At 44.5% G+C, this 15,788-nt stretch carries 13 protein-coding genes; 10 read left to right on the top strand and 3 right to left on the bottom strand.

Annotation, left to right across the window (positions count from 1 at the left end):
• The first annotated feature begins 58 nt into the window (after nt 1–58).
• From ACTHQF_RS03605 to ACTHQF_RS03580, 6 genes are all read left to right on the top strand, one after another.
• A complete protein-coding gene (locus tag ACTHQF_RS03605) occupies nt 59–1,885 on the top strand; it encodes a sensor histidine kinase (RefSeq protein WP_440428487.1) in 1,827 nt (608 codons plus the stop codon).
• Nucleotides 1,886–1,942: 57 nt separating this feature from the next.
• A complete protein-coding gene (locus ACTHQF_RS03600) occupies nt 1,943–2,638 on the top strand; it encodes a response regulator transcription factor (protein ID WP_440428486.1) in 696 nt (231 codons plus the stop codon).
• Nucleotides 2,639–2,704: 66 nt separating this feature from the next.
• Complete coding sequence (locus ACTHQF_RS03595) at nt 2,705–2,911, top strand: 2-oxoisovalerate dehydrogenase (RefSeq protein WP_440428485.1); 207 nt, start codon at nt 2,705–2,707, stop codon at nt 2,909–2,911.
• Nucleotides 2,912–2,915: 4 nt separating this feature from the next.
• On the top strand, nt 2,916–3,155 hold the full coding sequence (locus tag ACTHQF_RS03590) for a type II toxin-antitoxin system HicA family toxin (RefSeq protein ID WP_440428484.1): 240 nt from the start codon (nt 2,916–2,918) through the stop codon (nt 3,153–3,155).
• 49 nt (nt 3,156–3,204) lie between these two features.
• Nucleotides 3,205–4,989, top strand: coding sequence for a DUF4153 domain-containing protein (locus tag ACTHQF_RS03585; protein WP_440428483.1), 1,785 nt, complete (start codon nt 3,205–3,207; stop codon nt 4,987–4,989).
• Nucleotides 4,990–5,078: 89 nt separating this feature from the next.
• Nucleotides 5,079–7,367 carry a helix-turn-helix domain-containing protein gene (locus ACTHQF_RS03580; protein ID WP_440428482.1) on the top strand — a complete coding sequence of 763 codons (2,289 nt, stop codon included), beginning with the start codon at nt 5,079–5,081 and terminating at the stop codon, nt 7,365–7,367.
• Between the two features lie 73 nt (nt 7,368–7,440).
• Here the strand turns inward: ACTHQF_RS03580 and dapF are convergent, their stop codons facing one another.
• Nucleotides 7,441–8,250 carry a diaminopimelate epimerase gene (gene dapF / locus ACTHQF_RS03575; RefSeq protein ID WP_440428481.1) on the bottom strand — a complete coding sequence of 270 codons (810 nt, stop codon included), beginning with the start codon at nt 8,248–8,250 and terminating at the stop codon, nt 7,441–7,443.
• Nucleotides 8,251–8,352: 102 nt separating this feature from the next.
• Between dapF and ACTHQF_RS03570 the strand changes: the two genes are divergently transcribed.
• The 4 genes from ACTHQF_RS03570 to ACTHQF_RS03555 all read left to right on the top strand — a co-directional run bounded on the left by ACTHQF_RS03570 (nt 8,353) and on the right by ACTHQF_RS03555 (nt 13,530).
• Nucleotides 8,353–9,876: a Do family serine endopeptidase gene (locus ACTHQF_RS03570; RefSeq protein ID WP_440428480.1), complete on the top strand. Its 1,524-nt coding sequence runs from the start codon at nt 8,353–8,355 to the stop codon at nt 9,874–9,876.
• Between the two features lie 171 nt (nt 9,877–10,047).
• Nucleotides 10,048–10,728: a succinate dehydrogenase cytochrome b subunit gene (locus ACTHQF_RS03565; RefSeq protein WP_440428479.1), complete on the top strand. Its 681-nt coding sequence runs from the start codon at nt 10,048–10,050 to the stop codon at nt 10,726–10,728.
• A gap of 25 nt (nt 10,729–10,753) precedes the next feature.
• Complete coding sequence (locus tag ACTHQF_RS03560) at nt 10,754–12,733, top strand: fumarate reductase/succinate dehydrogenase flavoprotein subunit (RefSeq protein ID WP_440428478.1); 1,980 nt, start codon at nt 10,754–10,756, stop codon at nt 12,731–12,733.
• Between the two features lie 26 nt (nt 12,734–12,759).
• Nucleotides 12,760–13,530, top strand: a complete 771-nt coding sequence (locus ACTHQF_RS03555; protein WP_440428477.1) for a succinate dehydrogenase/fumarate reductase iron-sulfur subunit — start codon at nt 12,760–12,762, stop codon at nt 13,528–13,530.
• A 92-nt stretch (nt 13,531–13,622) separates the two neighbouring features.
• Here ACTHQF_RS03555 and ACTHQF_RS03550 read toward each other — a convergent pair whose 3' ends face one another.
• Both ACTHQF_RS03550 and ACTHQF_RS03545 read right to left on the bottom strand, forming a co-directional pair.
• Nucleotides 13,623–15,284 carry an energy transducer TonB gene (locus ACTHQF_RS03550; protein ID WP_440428476.1) on the bottom strand — a complete coding sequence of 554 codons (1,662 nt, stop codon included), beginning with the start codon at nt 15,282–15,284 and terminating at the stop codon, nt 13,623–13,625.
• Nucleotides 15,281–15,658, bottom strand: coding sequence for a BlaI/MecI/CopY family transcriptional regulator (locus ACTHQF_RS03545; RefSeq protein ID WP_440428475.1), 378 nt, complete (start codon nt 15,656–15,658; stop codon nt 15,281–15,283). Before ACTHQF_RS03545 ends, ACTHQF_RS03550 begins: the two co-directional genes overlap by 4 nt.
• Between the last annotated feature and the right edge of the window lie 130 nt (nt 15,659–15,788).

Genomic DNA, 15,788 nt, shown 5'->3' with positions numbered 1-15,788 from the left:
TAAAAAATGTTAAATTAAAATCTTTCCCACAGGGCTTCGTTAATTTTACCTGAGTATAATGAAGAAGAGGAATTTTTGGTTTATCACAGGACTGATGACAGCAGCTTTGCTGGGTGTTGTTGTAATGCAGTTGTATTACATCAAGCAGGCGTATAGTCTCAATTCTCAGCTGTTTGAGCAGAATGTGAACCAGGCACTCAGTCAGGTGGTAAGTAAGGTGCAGCGCCGGTATGCGTTTAAGCACTACAACAAAAAAGACGTAGAATGGCGTACCAAGCGCCGTATGGACCGTGCAAACCAGATTAAGGCCATTGCGGCACTAAAGGAGCAGCAGCTGAAGGATGAACGTGAACGCCGGTTCAATCAGCAGAAAAGGATACTTGCCGACCTGAACTTTCAGGATAGCGTAATCCGCGCGGAGTTCCTGTACCCAACCATTGTTTCTGAAGCGGAGTTCATCGCCCTTGGCGACCAGGAGAAAACACCACTGAACTTTGATGTGAGTATCGGCCTGGATGAAAACTTCAACATGGTAAACGGTAAGATGCGGAACAGCATGAAGCATGAGAATGCGAAAACCTTCACCATGGGGCTAAGTAAGCTGCCAGACAGCATTCGCTATCTTGCGTATAGCAAGGTTGATGGCCGCCCGTATAAGATCTCCCTGCCCAGCGTGGATGCGGGACTTGCTGCCAAGTTTAGAAGTGAAGAGGCTATTGCGGAGCGCAGGTACCAGGAAAGTTTAAAGCAACTGGAATCTGATACTTCCTGGCTGTACAATACGGATGATGTGGATGTAGTGGAAGAGGCGGCAAAGGAGATGCACAATGTGAATGAACCACTAACCCAGCGGATTTCCAAAGACGTGCTGGATACCTTGATCCGAAAGGAACTGCTGAATAAAAATATTACGCTGGATTACGACTTCTGGGTGAAGCTGGCAAAACAGGATTCGGTACTTTATAGTAAGGCTTCTAATCCGATGGATGAGGTGGTGCCGGCAAATACTTTCAAAACGACCTTGTTTAATGATATCATCCGCGATCCCGGTATGTTGTACCTGAGTTTCCCGGATAAGAATGTGGCAATATTTAACACCATGCGTGTGACGATGGCATCTTCAGGTATCCTTTTGTTGGTGCTAATCTTTATTTTCTCCTATACCTTGTATACCATCCTACGGCAGAAAAAAGTATCGGAGATGAAGAATGATTTCATCAACAACATGACGCATGAGTTTAAAACGCCTGTAGCGACAATCATGATTGCCAGTGAAGCACTGAAAGACCCTGAGGTTGTTGAAGACACCAGTCGCATTAACAGGCTTGCAGGCATTATCTATGATGAAAATGTACGATTGGGCAACCATATCGAACGCGTGTTGAGCATCGCAAGGCTGGAAAAAAATGAGCTGCAACTGGAAAGGAATGCGGTAGACATGAATGACCTTATGGTTGCGGTAACTGAAAGTATGCATTTGCAGCTTCAGAAACATGGTGCAACGTTAACCATGCAGTTGGATGCTACGGAGTCAACCATTATGGGCGATGAACTGCATTTGTCGAACGTCATGTATAACTTGATCGATAATGCCATCAAGTACAGCGCTGATGCGCCACAGATCACTTGTCGCACGAGAAACACGGAGAAAAACCTGATTGTAGAGGTTGCCGACAAGGGTATCGGGATCACACGGGAACATTCCAAGCGGATCTTTGACCAGTTTTACCGCGTGCCTACCGGGAATTTGCATGATGTAAAAGGCTTCGGTCTTGGGCTGAACTATGTTCAGGATATTGTAAAGCAACTAGGTGGTACGATCAAAGTGCAGAGCGAGAAAGACAAGGGTACGGTGTTTATCATTACTTTACCGCTGATCAAATGAAACCTTCCTGGGTTTTCCAGGTCTATGCATGCATCACATTAACTAGAATATAAACCGATGAAAAAAATCTTATTAGTAGAGGACGATCCAAACCTGGGTATATTGTTGCAGGAGTACCTGCAGCTGAAGGGGAAATTTGATGTGGTTTTAACTACCGATGGAGATGAAGGTTTACGGGCGTTCAACAAACATAAGTTCGACCTCTGTATTCTGGATGTGATGATGCCGAAAAAGGATGGTTTTACCCTGGGTAAAGAGATCCGGGCGATTGATGAACATGTACCGATCATCTTTGCGACAGCAAAGGCCATGATGGAGGATAAGGCCTCGGCGTATAATCTGGGTGGTGATGATTACATCACCAAACCTTTCCGGATTGAAGAGCTGCTGCTGCGGATTAATGCGCTGCTGAAACGTGTGGCAGCAAAAGAGCCTGAACCTAGTGGACCTGTACAGACGCAGTTCGAAATAGGAAAGTACACTTTCGATTTCACGACACAGATGATCTACTTCAATGGGCAGCAGCAAAAGTTGTCGACCAAGGAAGCGGCGTTATTGCAGTTGCTTTGTTTGAACAAGAATTCGGTGTTGACCCGCGAGCAAGCTTTATTGAGCATCTGGCATGATGATAATTACTTCAATGGCCGCAGTATGGATGTGTTTTTGAGCAAACTGCGCAAGTATTTGAAAGAAGATCCGAATGTCGAGATTTTAAATGTTCATGGTAAGGGGTATAAATTATTGGTTAATTAGGTTGAATATTGCAACTAAATTCGAAACTGATAGCGTGTTTGATGTCAATTTGTTAGCTTTATAATTATGAATGAGCTAATCTTTTTGGTTGAGGAAGACTTGGAAGGCGGCTATGCCGCTAAAGCCTTAGGTGAGTCTATTTTCACTGATGGAGAGACCCTGGAGGTATTGAAGGTGAACATCAAAGAGGCTGTGCGCTGTCATTTTGAAGAAGATAAGCTCCCTAAAATCCTTCGTTTACATTTGGTAAAAGAAGAAATTTTGATCCTCTAATAATTTGAAGACAATAAGAAACCTTTCTTCGTCTGACTTGATAAAAATCTTGGAACGATATGGTTATGAAGTTTCCAGGCAAAAAGGAAGCCATATACGTCTATCGAGAACCACTGGGAACACGACTCATCATATTACAATTCCAAATCATGATCCACTAAAGATCGGTACGTTATCTTCGATTTTGAATGACGTAGCGGCAAGCCTTAAGATATCTAAGGATGAGCTATTGAATAATGGGTGATCCTTTTGCAAATAGCCGGAAAGATAGATGAACATTAGCAGCATTCAGCATGAAATTACCTTCACTTCAATCCCTCTGGCATGAAGCCCTGGCGGTGTTCCGCCGCTTTCCCTTACAAGTTTTAGTTACGATTGTTGCCGTTGGTGTTTGCATTTTGCGCATTGAGAAACCATCATTAGGTTTTATCGATAAGCTGCTGGCGTGCTGCAACTTTGCTTTGACACTGCTACTTGCTGCTGATTTGTTTGCAGAAAGCCATGGTTTTTCGTCAATGAGAAAGTGGGGACTACGGCTAGCTGCAGTTCTGATTTGTATTTTCTTGTATGTGATGCTAAATCCGGCATTATATGATGCGGATGTACTTCGTATGCTGTTACTGGGTTTTGCTTTTCACCTGTTGGTTTCATTTGCGCCTTTCATTAGCCGGGGTAATGTTAATGGTTTCTGGGCGTATAATGAGCGCTTGTTCCTGCAGCTCATAGCCGCCGGAATCTTTTCGGTTGTGCTTACAATCGGCTTGTACATCGCTGTTGGTTCCACCAATGCGCTCTTTGATTTGAAAATGTCGGGCAATGTGTATGGCTATATTGTGTGCCTGACGATGGTCGGGTTTATGACCATATTCTTTTTATCTGGCGTGCCCAAGGATTATAAGGCGATCAACGAAGTGCCGCAGGAATATCCTAAATGGTTAAAGATCTTTACACAGTATGTACTGATACCGCTGTTAAGTGTTTACCTGCTTATTCTGCTGGCTTACGAGGGGAAAATTCTCATGAGCTGGTCGCTTCCCAAAGGTTATGTGTCTACACTGATTCTAGGCTATGCTGTCGCAGGAATCTTGTCGTTATTGTTGATCTATCCGATTAAAGACCAGGAAGGGAATGGTTGGATGCGCATTTTCGCCAGGTTCTTCTATGTGATGATGGTTCCCCTTGTTGTGCTACTCCTGCTGGCAGTATGGAAGCGGGTCTCTGTTTATGGAATAACCGAGGCAAGGTACATTTTGATTCTTCTTGCGCTATGGCTCACGATTGTAACGGGGTACAATTTGTTCAGTAAAAAGCAGAACATCAAATTTATACCGGTGAGCTTATGTATTCTGGCTTTGTTTGCTGTTTATGGACCGCAGAGTGCTTTTATGGTTTCGAAGTATTCACAGACGAAACGATTGGAAAAGATGCTGAAGCAGGATGATGCTTTTGCCCAGAAAGAAAAGCCACAGATCATCAGGTATCTGGTGCAAAATCATGGTATAATGTCGCTGCAGTCCTTTACTTCAAGGGATCTAAAGCCGTTGCAAGATCGTTTTGAGCAACGGGTAGGAGGCAGCGAATTAAAGTATGATGTCAAAGCCAGGCAAATTGATACGGCACTGGCAATTCTGAAGGTTAAGGATAACTTTAACACCGGAAACTTCCAAGTTTATCGGGCGACATCTCAACGGCCGCTTCAGGTGAAGGGCTTTGATTATGCGATTCCACTACCGGAGTACAGAAATGATCTCTCCTTTGCAGTTGAAGGCTTGCAAGTAGAGGTAGCAGTGCTCGGGCCTTATAAGCTTTCGGTTAAGATGCAGGAAATGACAGATACCATAGATGTTAGTGAGGTGAAAGACCGGGTCGATGCCGCCTTTGCTGCAGGGCAACTCAAGTTTATTAAAACGGGTATTCAGGGTTATGAACTGCCGCAGCAGGGGATGGAGATTCCTATAGAGAATAAGTATGTAAGTGGCGTTTTTCTGGTCACAGCAATAGATTTTAGCGACAATCCTGAACGTGAATCTGGAACTTTCAAAGGTGTCTTTTTACTTCGTTTGAAAAGCACTAAATAATTCGGAAGCAACACTGTTATTGAAGTTAATATTGCTTTACGTATTCTTAATTCTGGCCAGTTGACCGATTTAGTTTTGTAAATTTGTGCATGACTGATTCGAATCCTGCTGAACTGGCTGCCAAATTTATCAACTATACTTCAAGGCATATTTTTCTTACAGGAAAGGCGGGTACAGGTAAGACAACCTTTCTTAGAAACCTGATCCAGGTTACGCATAAAAAGGCGGTCATTGTGGCGCCAACAGGTATTGCTGCCATTAATGCTGCCGGGGTAACGATACACTCGCTGTTTCAACTGCCCTTCGGGACTTACCTGCCGAAGCAGCCATCTTCGGGCGACAGTCATTACAATCAACAATACAACACGCCGAAAACCATCACCCGTCACCTGCAAATGAATGCGACCAAGCGGAAGATCTTTCTGGATCTGGAACTCTTGATCATTGATGAGGTGAGTATGCTTCGAGCAGATCTTCTGGATGCCATTGAAATGGTGCTCCGCTATGTGCGCAAGAGTAACGAGAGCTTTGGGGGTGTGCAAGTGCTTTTTATCGGCGACCTGCACCAGCTGCCGCCCGTGGTAAAATCTTCAGAATGGAACCTGCTTGGGGAGTTTTACAAGAGCGCTTTCTTTTTTGATGCTTTAGCTTTACAGCAAAATCCACCAGTGTACATTGAACTGGAGAAGATCTACCGGCAGGCAGATGAGGTTTTCATCAGTCTGCTGAACAACCTTCGGAACAACTCCGTAACGGAGCAGGATATGGCCCTGCTGAAATCTTACTACCGCGAGAACTTTGTGCCGGATCTAAATGATAAATACATCACCTTAACGACGCATAACCAAAAGGCTGATCTGATGAACAGAAGCAGTTTGGAAGCACTGAAGGCTCCGAGTTGGTTTTATAAGTCGGAGGTGGAGGATGAGTTCAGCGAATCTTCTTACCCGGCAGAGCATGTTTTGGAGCTTAAAGTGGGTGCTCAGGTGATGTTCATCAAAAACGACCCGACACCAGAGAAGCGATATTTCAATGGCAAGATTGCCACAGTTACCGATCTGCAGAAGGATTCCATTACGGTGCAGACAGAAGGGGTAAATGAGAAGATCATCTTGGAGAAATATACCTGGAAGAACATCCGGTACACCACAGATAAAGTCACAAATGAAATCAAGGAAGAGGTTATTGGTAAGTTTACGCAATACCCGATCAAGCTGGCCTGGGCGATAACCATCCATAAGAGTCAAGGTTTAACTTTCGATAAGGCCAATATTGACATCGGAGGTGCTTTTGCACCTGGCCAGATCTATGTAGCGCTGTCGAGGTTACGGTCGCTGGATGGCTTAATCTTAACCTCCCTGCTTGCGGGTTCAGGTATCCGTCAGGATCCGAATGTAGATCTGTTCTCGCGTCGCAAACAGCAGGTGGATGCTTTAGGGGAACAGGTTAAAGAGGAAAGCGAGCACTTCTTGAGGAACTACCTGTTGAAGTGTTTCGATCTATCTGCGCTGGACAACTACGTGTATGAGCACGTGCATTCTTACACAAAGGACATGAGTAAGTCGGCCAAGCAGAAGCATCATAAATGGGCGCAAGCCCTGCTAAAGGAGCTTACTGCGCTGAAGCAGCATGCGAACAAGTTCATGTCGCAGATCTTGCGTTTGTACCAGGATAGGACTGAAGCAGGGATGCAATTACTGCTGGACCGTACGCTGGCTGCGGAGAACTACTTCAATCCGCAGTTGCAGCAGATGTCTAAGAACATCTTCGAGCGCATGGAGCTGGTGAAACAAGACAAGCAGGTGGTGGCGTTTCTGACGGAATTGCTGGAGATGGAGGCCTTGTTTTATGAGAAGTTCAAGTCTATCCGCAAGGCGACAGCTTTATTGAAGGCGACGATGGAGCAGCAGGAGTTTACAAAGGATGATGTAAACAAGCTGTTGAACGAGGCAGATCGTGCGTTTCAGTTGCAGAAGGTTTTCAACATGCCGAATAACACGCTCGACTTTAACGAGGTCAAGGCAAAGCCAAAAAGCAGAACGACAAAGAAGAAAGCGGAGCCTAAGGAGAAGGTTCCAAAAGTGGATACCAAAGAGCTTACCTTGCAGCTACATAGACAAGGATTGTCGGTTGCGGAGATTGCCAGGGAGCGCAAGCTTGTTGCTGGCACTGTAGAAGCGCATTTAGCACATTATGTAGCTACTCAGGAGATTCCTGCTACGGGGCTGATGGATAAAAGGAAGTTGAGCAAGATCATGTCTGCGATCAGGGAGCTAAAAACCATGCAGCTTAACCCAATCCGCGAGCATTTAGGCAGGGATTACAGTTTTGGGGAAATCAAGATCGGCCTGGCGGCGCATCTGGCGGAATCAGAATAGCATTTGTAAGCAAGGTCTAACAGTGTTGAATTGCAGCGTCAGCATCAGGATATACACTCACCAGTGATTAAGTTCAGATCTGAATCTGGCCGCTGAACACCTGCTCAGCAGGGCCACACAGAAAGATGTTGCTGAACGATTTGCCATCGTAGTCATATTCCACACGCATATCGCCGCCTAGAACCTTTATAGCTTTGGAAAAGTGACCTGTTGCTTTCGCTTCATGCGCTTTAGCAAGTGCTACAGCAGTTACGCCAGTGCCACAGGCATAGGTTTCATCTTCAACGCCACGCTCAAAAGTCCGGATGAAATAGTGATCACCCTTATCTTCAATGAAGTTTACATTGATGCCCTTTTCTTTATAGGTGTCATTGTTGCGGATCTTTTTTCCTTCAGCGAAAACATCAAGTTGTTCCAGGTTGCTAACTTCCAGTACGTAATGCGGGGATCCTGTATTAAGCACAAAGGCTTTCTCATCAAGCTGGATCTCTTGAACGTCAATCATTTGTAGCTCTACCCAGTTACCTGTCGCTGAAATTTTGGCATAATGTGCACCGTCAACTGCCAGAAAGTTCGTTTCCTGGTCAATGATGCCAAGCGCTTTCGCAAACGCGACAATGCAGCGCCCCCCGTTTCCACACATACTTCCCAGACGGCCGTCTGCATTGTAGTAATGCATTTCGAAGTCGTAATCTGGATGGTTCTGGAGCAGCATCAGGCCGTCGGCACCAATGCCGAAACGCCTGTTACATAGTATGTTTACCTGTTTTTCAGTTAAATAGGAGAAATCCAGTCCTCTGTTATCAATCAAAATGAAGTCGTTACCAGCGCCCTGGTATTTAAAAAAGGGTATATTGTTCATTTCCGGATTTTCCTTTAACATTTTTTAACAAAACCAAACAGGTTAGGATGGCACAAATATCGTTTATATGGTATTAAATTTGAACTGTCAGGATAAATAATAAAAATTAACTAAAACACATATATGAAAAAAATAGGAATAATACTGATCGCTGCGCTTGTTGGTGGTGCTTCAGCAATTGGCGCCTATAAACTTTTAGAGCGCAATACGGATGGAATGACGTTGGCTGAAAGGCAGAATGTGCTGTTTGCAAATAACCCCATAAAGATATCGTCAGCAGGATCTGTAGATTTTATCCAAGCCGCTTCAGCGGTTTCGCCGGCAGTAGTTCATATCCGGACCACATTTACGAGCTCGGGAAGAAGAGTGGAGTCTCCTTTTGATATGATGGAGGAGTTTTTTGGCGGTGGCGGCGGAATGCGCAGCGCACCTAGAGCGGCATCCGGTTCAGGCGTGATCCTAACGCCGGATGGTTATATCGTGACCAACAACCACGTGGTGGAAAACTCATCTAAAATAGAAGTGATCCTTTCCGACCGAAGAAAGGTAGAAGCCACTGTTGTGGGTCGTGACCCGAATACCGATTTAGCTTTAATTAAAGTAGATGGAGCCAATTTACCGGTAGTTAAAATGGGTAACTCTGATGAAGTGCAGGTGGGTGAATGGGTATTGGCTGTAGGCTTCCCGCTGGATCTTCAAACCACGGTTACTGCAGGTATTGTTAGTGCAAAAGCTCGTAAAATAGGTATTCTGGATCAGGCACAACAACCAACCAGAGAAGAATATGAAGAATACAGAAGAACTGGAAAGTTGCCTGAACGTCCTGGAAGCAGAAGTATAGAGTCATACATTCAGACTGATGCGGCCATCAACCCAGGAAATAGTGGCGGTGCTTTGGTGAACGCAAATGGTGAACTGATCGGTATCAACGCGGCAATTGCTTCGCAATCTGGCCGTAATGAAGGTTATGGTTTTGCGATTCCGATTAACCTGGCTAAAAAGATCCTGGAAGACTTCAAGAAGTATGGTAAAGTTAAACGTGGTTACATTGGCGTTTCTTTCCGCGAACTTGATGCAGATTATGCCAAAGAACTTGGTGTGAAAGAAATCAGCGGCCTTTATGTTAGCGACGTGGTTCCTAACGGCGGTGGTGCCGCTGCAGGTATCAAAGCAGGTGACATCATCAAAAAGGTTCAAGGTATTGAAATCTTTGATTCGCCAGACTTACAAGAGAGAATTGGCCGTATGAGTCCTGGTGATAAAGTGGAGTTAACGATCATGCGAGATGGTAAATCCAGGGATGTGACGGTAACGCTTAAAGGCGATGAAAGCCTTGACCAGCCAAAAACTGCTGCTGCAGGTAAAGCTACCGGAACTTCAATTGAGCAACTGGGTGCTTCGTTTGCGCCAGCTTCAACGGCACTGAAAGCTAAATATGGCGTGAAGAACGGTGTGGTAGTAAGCTCAGTAGCCCCAGGCAAGTTGTTCGACTCCTTGGATCTGCCAGAAGGTATTATCATTACGTCGGTAAATGGAAAGCCTGTGAACAGCAGCGCTGATGTGAAAGCGGCCTTGCCGACTTCAAAAACCGGGATGACTACAGTTGTCGCTGTAGGTCCTAACGGTAACTATACGTTCAAATTTTAATTGGTTTTTTAATTCGATGATGGGAGGCGGTGAAAACTGTCTCCCATTTTTTTTTACACTAAACTTAGAATGTTTCTAAATTGAAGTTTATGGGTAGTTTTATAGGTGTTAGGACCGGATTAATTCTTTTATTAAATACTTTTGCCTAACAAAAAACAAAAACAATATCAAATGGCTAGTTTCGGAAACGCTTTTTCCTCTTCTATTGGAAAAAAACTAATAATGGGTATTACCGGCCTGTTTCTAATCTTATTTCTAATTGTGCATGTTTTCCTGAATTCATTGATCTTTTTGAACGATGGCGGACAGACATTTAACCAAGGTGCAGACTTCATGGCGCACAACTGGATTATCAGAGCAGGTGAGATCGTTCTATTTGTTGGTTTACTGGCACACATTTACCAGGGCTTGAAGTTGGTGTATGAAAATAAAGCTGCACGTCCGGTAAAATATGCTGCTTACAATGGATCAGCGAACAGTAAATGGTATTCCCGTTCAATGGGTTTATTGGGAACCTTAATCCTGATCTTCCTGATTGTTCACTTATCTGATTTCTGGGTAGTATCCCGTTTCACTGGTATCCCTTCTGAGGATGCTTTAGGTAGAGAAGACCTTTATGCGGTAATGGTTGACAAGTTCCAGAACCTTGGAATTGTTATTCTTTATGTACTTGCGATGGTATCTCTTGCATACCACTTATTACATGGATTTGCGTCTGCATTCCAAACTTTAGGCTGGAACCACAAGAAGTATTCGCCTATCATCAGAGCATTTGGATTTTGGTATTCCATCATTATCTCTGTGCTTTTCGCATTAATGCCTGTGGCAATTTATACAGGTTTAATTAAATAATTTTAGAACGTTTAAGCTTAATAAAATGGCAGAATTGAATGCTAATATACCAGAAGGTGATTTAACCGAGAAATGGACGAAACTTCGTTCCTCTATGCCTTTGGTAAATCCATCAAATAAAAGAGGCATCGAGATCATCGTTGTTGGTTCTGGATTGGCCGGTGCATCCGCTGCGGCTACCCTGGCTGAAATGGGTTATAAAGTTAAATGTTTTTGTTTCCAGGATTCTCCGCGTCGTGCGCACTCTATCGCTGCACAAGGGGGGATTAATGCTGCAAAAAACTATCAGAATGACGGCGATAGTACGTACCGCTTGTTTTATGATACCATAAAAGGTGGTGACTACCGCGCTCGTGAAGCCAACGTACACCGTTTGGCTGAAGTGAGTACAAACATTATTGACCAGTGCGTTGCACAGGGTGTGCCTTTAGCAAGGGAGTATGGTGGCCTTTTGGACAACCGTTCTTTTGGTGGTACACAGGTTCAGCGCACATTCTATGCCGCCGGACAAACTGGTCAGCAGTTGCTTTTAGGTGCATACAGTGCATTGGAGCGTCAGGTTGGTATGGGTAAAGTTGAAATGTACACCCGCCACGAAATGCTTGATGTGGTAATCATCGACGGTAAAGCGCGCGGTATCATCGCACGTAACCTGATCACCGGTGAGTTGGAAAGACACTTCGGCCATGCCGTATTAATTGCAAGTGGTGGTTATGGAAACGTATTCTACCTTTCTACAAACGCAATGGGCAGTAACGTTACTGCAGCCTGGAAAGCACACAAAAAAGGTGCATTCTTTGGTAACCCTTGTTATACACAAATTCACCCGACCTGTATTCCGGTATCTGGTGAACACCAGTCTAAATTAACCCTGATGTCTGAGTCGTTACGTAACGATGGTCGTATCTGGGTGCCTAAGAAAAAAGACGATAACCGTAAGCCAAGTGAGATCCCTGAAGATGAAAGAGATTATTACCTGGAGCGTCGTTACCCTGCTTTCGGTAACCTTGTACCACGTGACGTGGCATCAAGAGCCGCTAAAGAGCGTTGTGATGCAGGGTATGGTGTAGGTAAATCCAAATTAGCGGTATACCTTGACTTCACTGCCAACACGGAGCGTTACGGCCGTATCGAGGCAAACAAGCACAACATCCATAATCCTGATAAAGCAACCTGCATGCGCTTAGGTCGTGAGGTGATTAAAGAGAAATATGGTAACCTGTTCGATATGTACAAGCAAATCACCGGAGAAGATCCATATGAGTTGCCAATGCGTATCTATCCTGCAGTGCACTATACCATGGGCGGTCTGTGGGTTGACTACAACCTGATGACCACTGTTCCGGGTCTATATGCATTAGGTGAGGCGAACTTCTCCGATCACGGTGCAAACCGTTTAGGTGCCTCTGCTTTGATGCAAGGACTTGCTGATGGATACTTCGTTATTCCTTACACTATTGGTTCTTATCTTTCTAAAGAGCTTGCAACCAAGCCTATCCCTACCGATCACCCTGCATTCGTAGAGGCTGAAAATCAGGTTAGAGCTACCATTGACAAGTTCCTGTCGATCAACGGTACGAAATCCGTGGATCACTTCCATAAGAAGTTAGGAAAGATTATGTGGGAGAAATGTGGTATGGCCAGGAACGCACAAGGACTTACTGAAGCTATTGAAGAGATTCGTGAGCTTCGCAAGGAGTTCTGGAGAGACGTTCGTGTCCCTGGAACAACTGGGTCGTTTAACCCTGAGCTGGAGAAAGCTGGCCGTGTTGCCGACTTCATTGAGCTTGGTGAGTTGATGTGTATCGATGCACTAAACCGGAACGAGTCTTGCGGTGGTCACTTCAGAGAAGAGTACCAAACACCAGAGGGTGAAGCCCTAAGGGACGACGAGAACTATTCATATGTAGCAGCATGGGAATATTTTGGAGATACCCAGTTTAAGCTACATAAAGAAGAACTGAAATTTGAGAACATTAAAGTTGCTCAAAGAAGTTATAAATAATTGCTAAGCACAAAAACTCGGATATCATGAGTACAGAAAATATGAATTTAACGCTGAAAGTATGGCGTCAAAAAGATAATAAATCCCAAGGCAATTTGGTCGACTATAAGGTTGCTGATGTATCACCAGACATGTCTTTCTTAGAAATGTTTGATGTTCTGAACGAGGACCTGATTACAAAAGGCGATGAGCCGATTGTGTTTGACCACGATTGTCGTGAGGGTATTTGCGGTGCATGTTCCATGTACATCAATGGCCGTCCACACGGACCAAAAGAGCTGGTAACAACTTGCCAGCTACACATGCGTTCTTTCAAAGATGGAGACACCATCGTTGTAGAGCCATGGAGAGCAAAGGCCTTCCCGGTAATTAAAGATTTAGCGGTAGACCGTACTGCTTTCGACAGAATTATCGCTGCAGGTGGTTTCATCTCGGTAAATACCGGAAATGCACAAGATGCAAATGCGATTCCGATTCCTAAGTCACAGTCTGACGCAGCTTTCGAAGCTGCTGCATGTATCGCTTGCGGTGCTTGTGTAGCGACCTGTAAGAATGCTTCTGCAATGCTATTTACCTCTGCTAAGATCTCTCAGCTTGCCCTATTACCTCAAGGACAGCCTGAGCGTTATAGAAGAGCACAAAGCATGGTTGCGCAGATGGATGCTGAAGGCTTCGGTAACTGTACCAACACTGGTGCTTGTGAGGCAGAATGCCCTAAAGGAATCTCTCTGGAAAACATCGCTAGAATGAACAGAGACTTTTACCATGCTAAATTTGTTTCTGAAGAGGAAGTTTAGTAAATTTAGTCATCGAGACAAGGTTAACATAAAGAACCCCGGCCAGTATTGGTCGGGGTTTTCTTTTGGAGTGTCTTGTCGTTGATGCTCAGTTACTTGCCGGCTTTCTTCGTGGTGATGTTGATCGTGCCCGAAGATTCCAATTTGCCGTTTACCGTGGTCTCCCCTTTATTTACGTGAATACTTTCAATGTCATTCGGATTTACCTTTTGCATGGCATTTCTGTTCGCAACCACGCCATCAATGATATAAACTGGTTCCTTGCCATTTTTCAGGTTCAAGGAGCTCAGCTGTGTTTCAACACTGCCTCCATTAGATTTTACAACTACGACATTACTCACTTTTCCATTGATGGTAGTCGTCTTTTCAGTCGTCGAGTTGGTATCGCGAGTTCCATTGCTCTTTTTACTCAGCGCAAAGGAGACTGGTAGGTGATACATTACCCGTACTGGTTTGCCTTTCATCTTTCCAGGATTCCATTTCGGCGAAGCTGTCAGCACACGAACAGCTTCTTCATTTGTGCCAGATCCAGGACCGCTAATAACCTTAATTTGATTCAAACTGCCATCCTTTTCCACAACAAACTGCATGAATACCTTGCCCTCAACTTTCTTGTCGGCAGCTTCTTTCGGGTATTTGATGTTTTCGCCCAGATACTTGTAGAATTCCTCTATACCACCCGGAAATTTTGGAACCTGGTCTACCGATACAAAATCGTAGGGTTTGTCCTGCATAGGAATAGCAGGAAGGGCTGTGCTATTCACATTCGTATTAAGGTTTGAAGGCAGGTTTGCTGCAGCCTCACCGGTGACAAGTGATTTAGCAGCTGGTTCAGCTGTTGGTAGCGCTTGCCTGGCAAGATTAAGCGGGTCATTGAATGGAATCTCCTCAACAGCTTTAACAACTGAAGGGTTATCCTGCAGCTTAGCAGACGACAACAGCAACATGCCTGAAAATAGGGGCAGGTAGATGCCATATTTCAATACAGCAGCTTTCTTTGATTTTTCCTTGTGTAGCATATAAATCCTTTTTTTAATGAGTGACTGTTTAGTAAAGAAGCTGTTTGTAAGCGCCTGGGGACTAACTTTAAAGGCAGCACTTAACAACAGCAGAGAGTAGGTCTCCTTGTCGCCTTGATAGTTCGCAGCAGCTTCATCTGCCAGGAATTCGTGGTTATCCTTCAAAGCCTTTTTATAGAGGTACACCACTGGATTAAACCAGTTCAAGATAGTGATGGCTTCAAACAAGAGGATATCAAGGGAATGGAACTGCTTTAGATGTACATCCTCGTGATGGTTGATGATCTCCTGGCCTGGCAAGCTCTGATCTACCGCTTTGCGGCTGAAAAAAGAATACGCTGTGCCTTGTTGAACGGCCTGATGCCCGGCCCTGAAGTAGAGGTTTCTTATCACAAACCAAAGCTGTACGCAGAACCGGAGCAAAAAGAACAGTAATCCTGCGGAATAAACGATCGCAATCACATTACCAGGAGCTAAAAAGCCCGAACCTTGCTGATCATCCGGTAGTACCATCATGTCCAGTTGACCAACAGTTACGGACAATTGCTGCGCAACAGGTTGCTGCGTGAGCCAGTCGAGCCTGATAAACGGAATACAGCTCGCAAAGAGGCCAGAGGCGACCAGATAAATGCGGTTCAGCTGAAAGTATGTCTCCTGCTCTAAAAGCAGCTTGTAAAAGGCGTAAAATACTACCAGGTAAATGTTAGCCTGCAAAAGATAGTGTGCCCAGGTCATTTTGCTTTGTTTTTAAGTTTTTGAATCATTTTTAAAATTTCATCCACGTCGCTCAGGTCGACCTTTTCCTCTTTTACGAAGAAGGAGAACATGCTCTCCACCGAATTTTCGAAGTAGTTACCCAACAGCTTTTCTGTTGCGTAGCGTTTGTAATCTTCCTTGCTGATCAATGGATGATACTGATGCGCTTTTCCGAAGGCCTCATGGCCGATAAAACCCTTAGTTTCCAAGATCCTGATGATTGTAGAAACCGTGTTGTAAGCCGGTTTAGGCTCTGGAATGTGGTCAATTACATCCTTAACGAACCCCTTCTCAATCTGCCACAGGATTTGCATGATCTGCTCTTCCGCCTTTGTTAAATCTTTAATTTCCATTTTATGTCGTGTTTATGTTTGTGTCTTGGTCGCTTAGATTATCTCGCTTACATCTTGATCCTCAAAAGCATAGCGCTTGTAAAGGCTGTATAACTAAATCCTTAGTACAATATATAACTAACAACTTAGT

The organism is Pedobacter sp. SAFR-022, from assembly GCF_051965375.1.
GTDB lineage: Bacteria > Bacteroidota > Bacteroidia > Sphingobacteriales > Sphingobacteriaceae > Pedobacter.
Note: the sequence above shows the minus strand (reverse complement) of the source record. Positions and strands in the feature narration are given on the sequence as shown.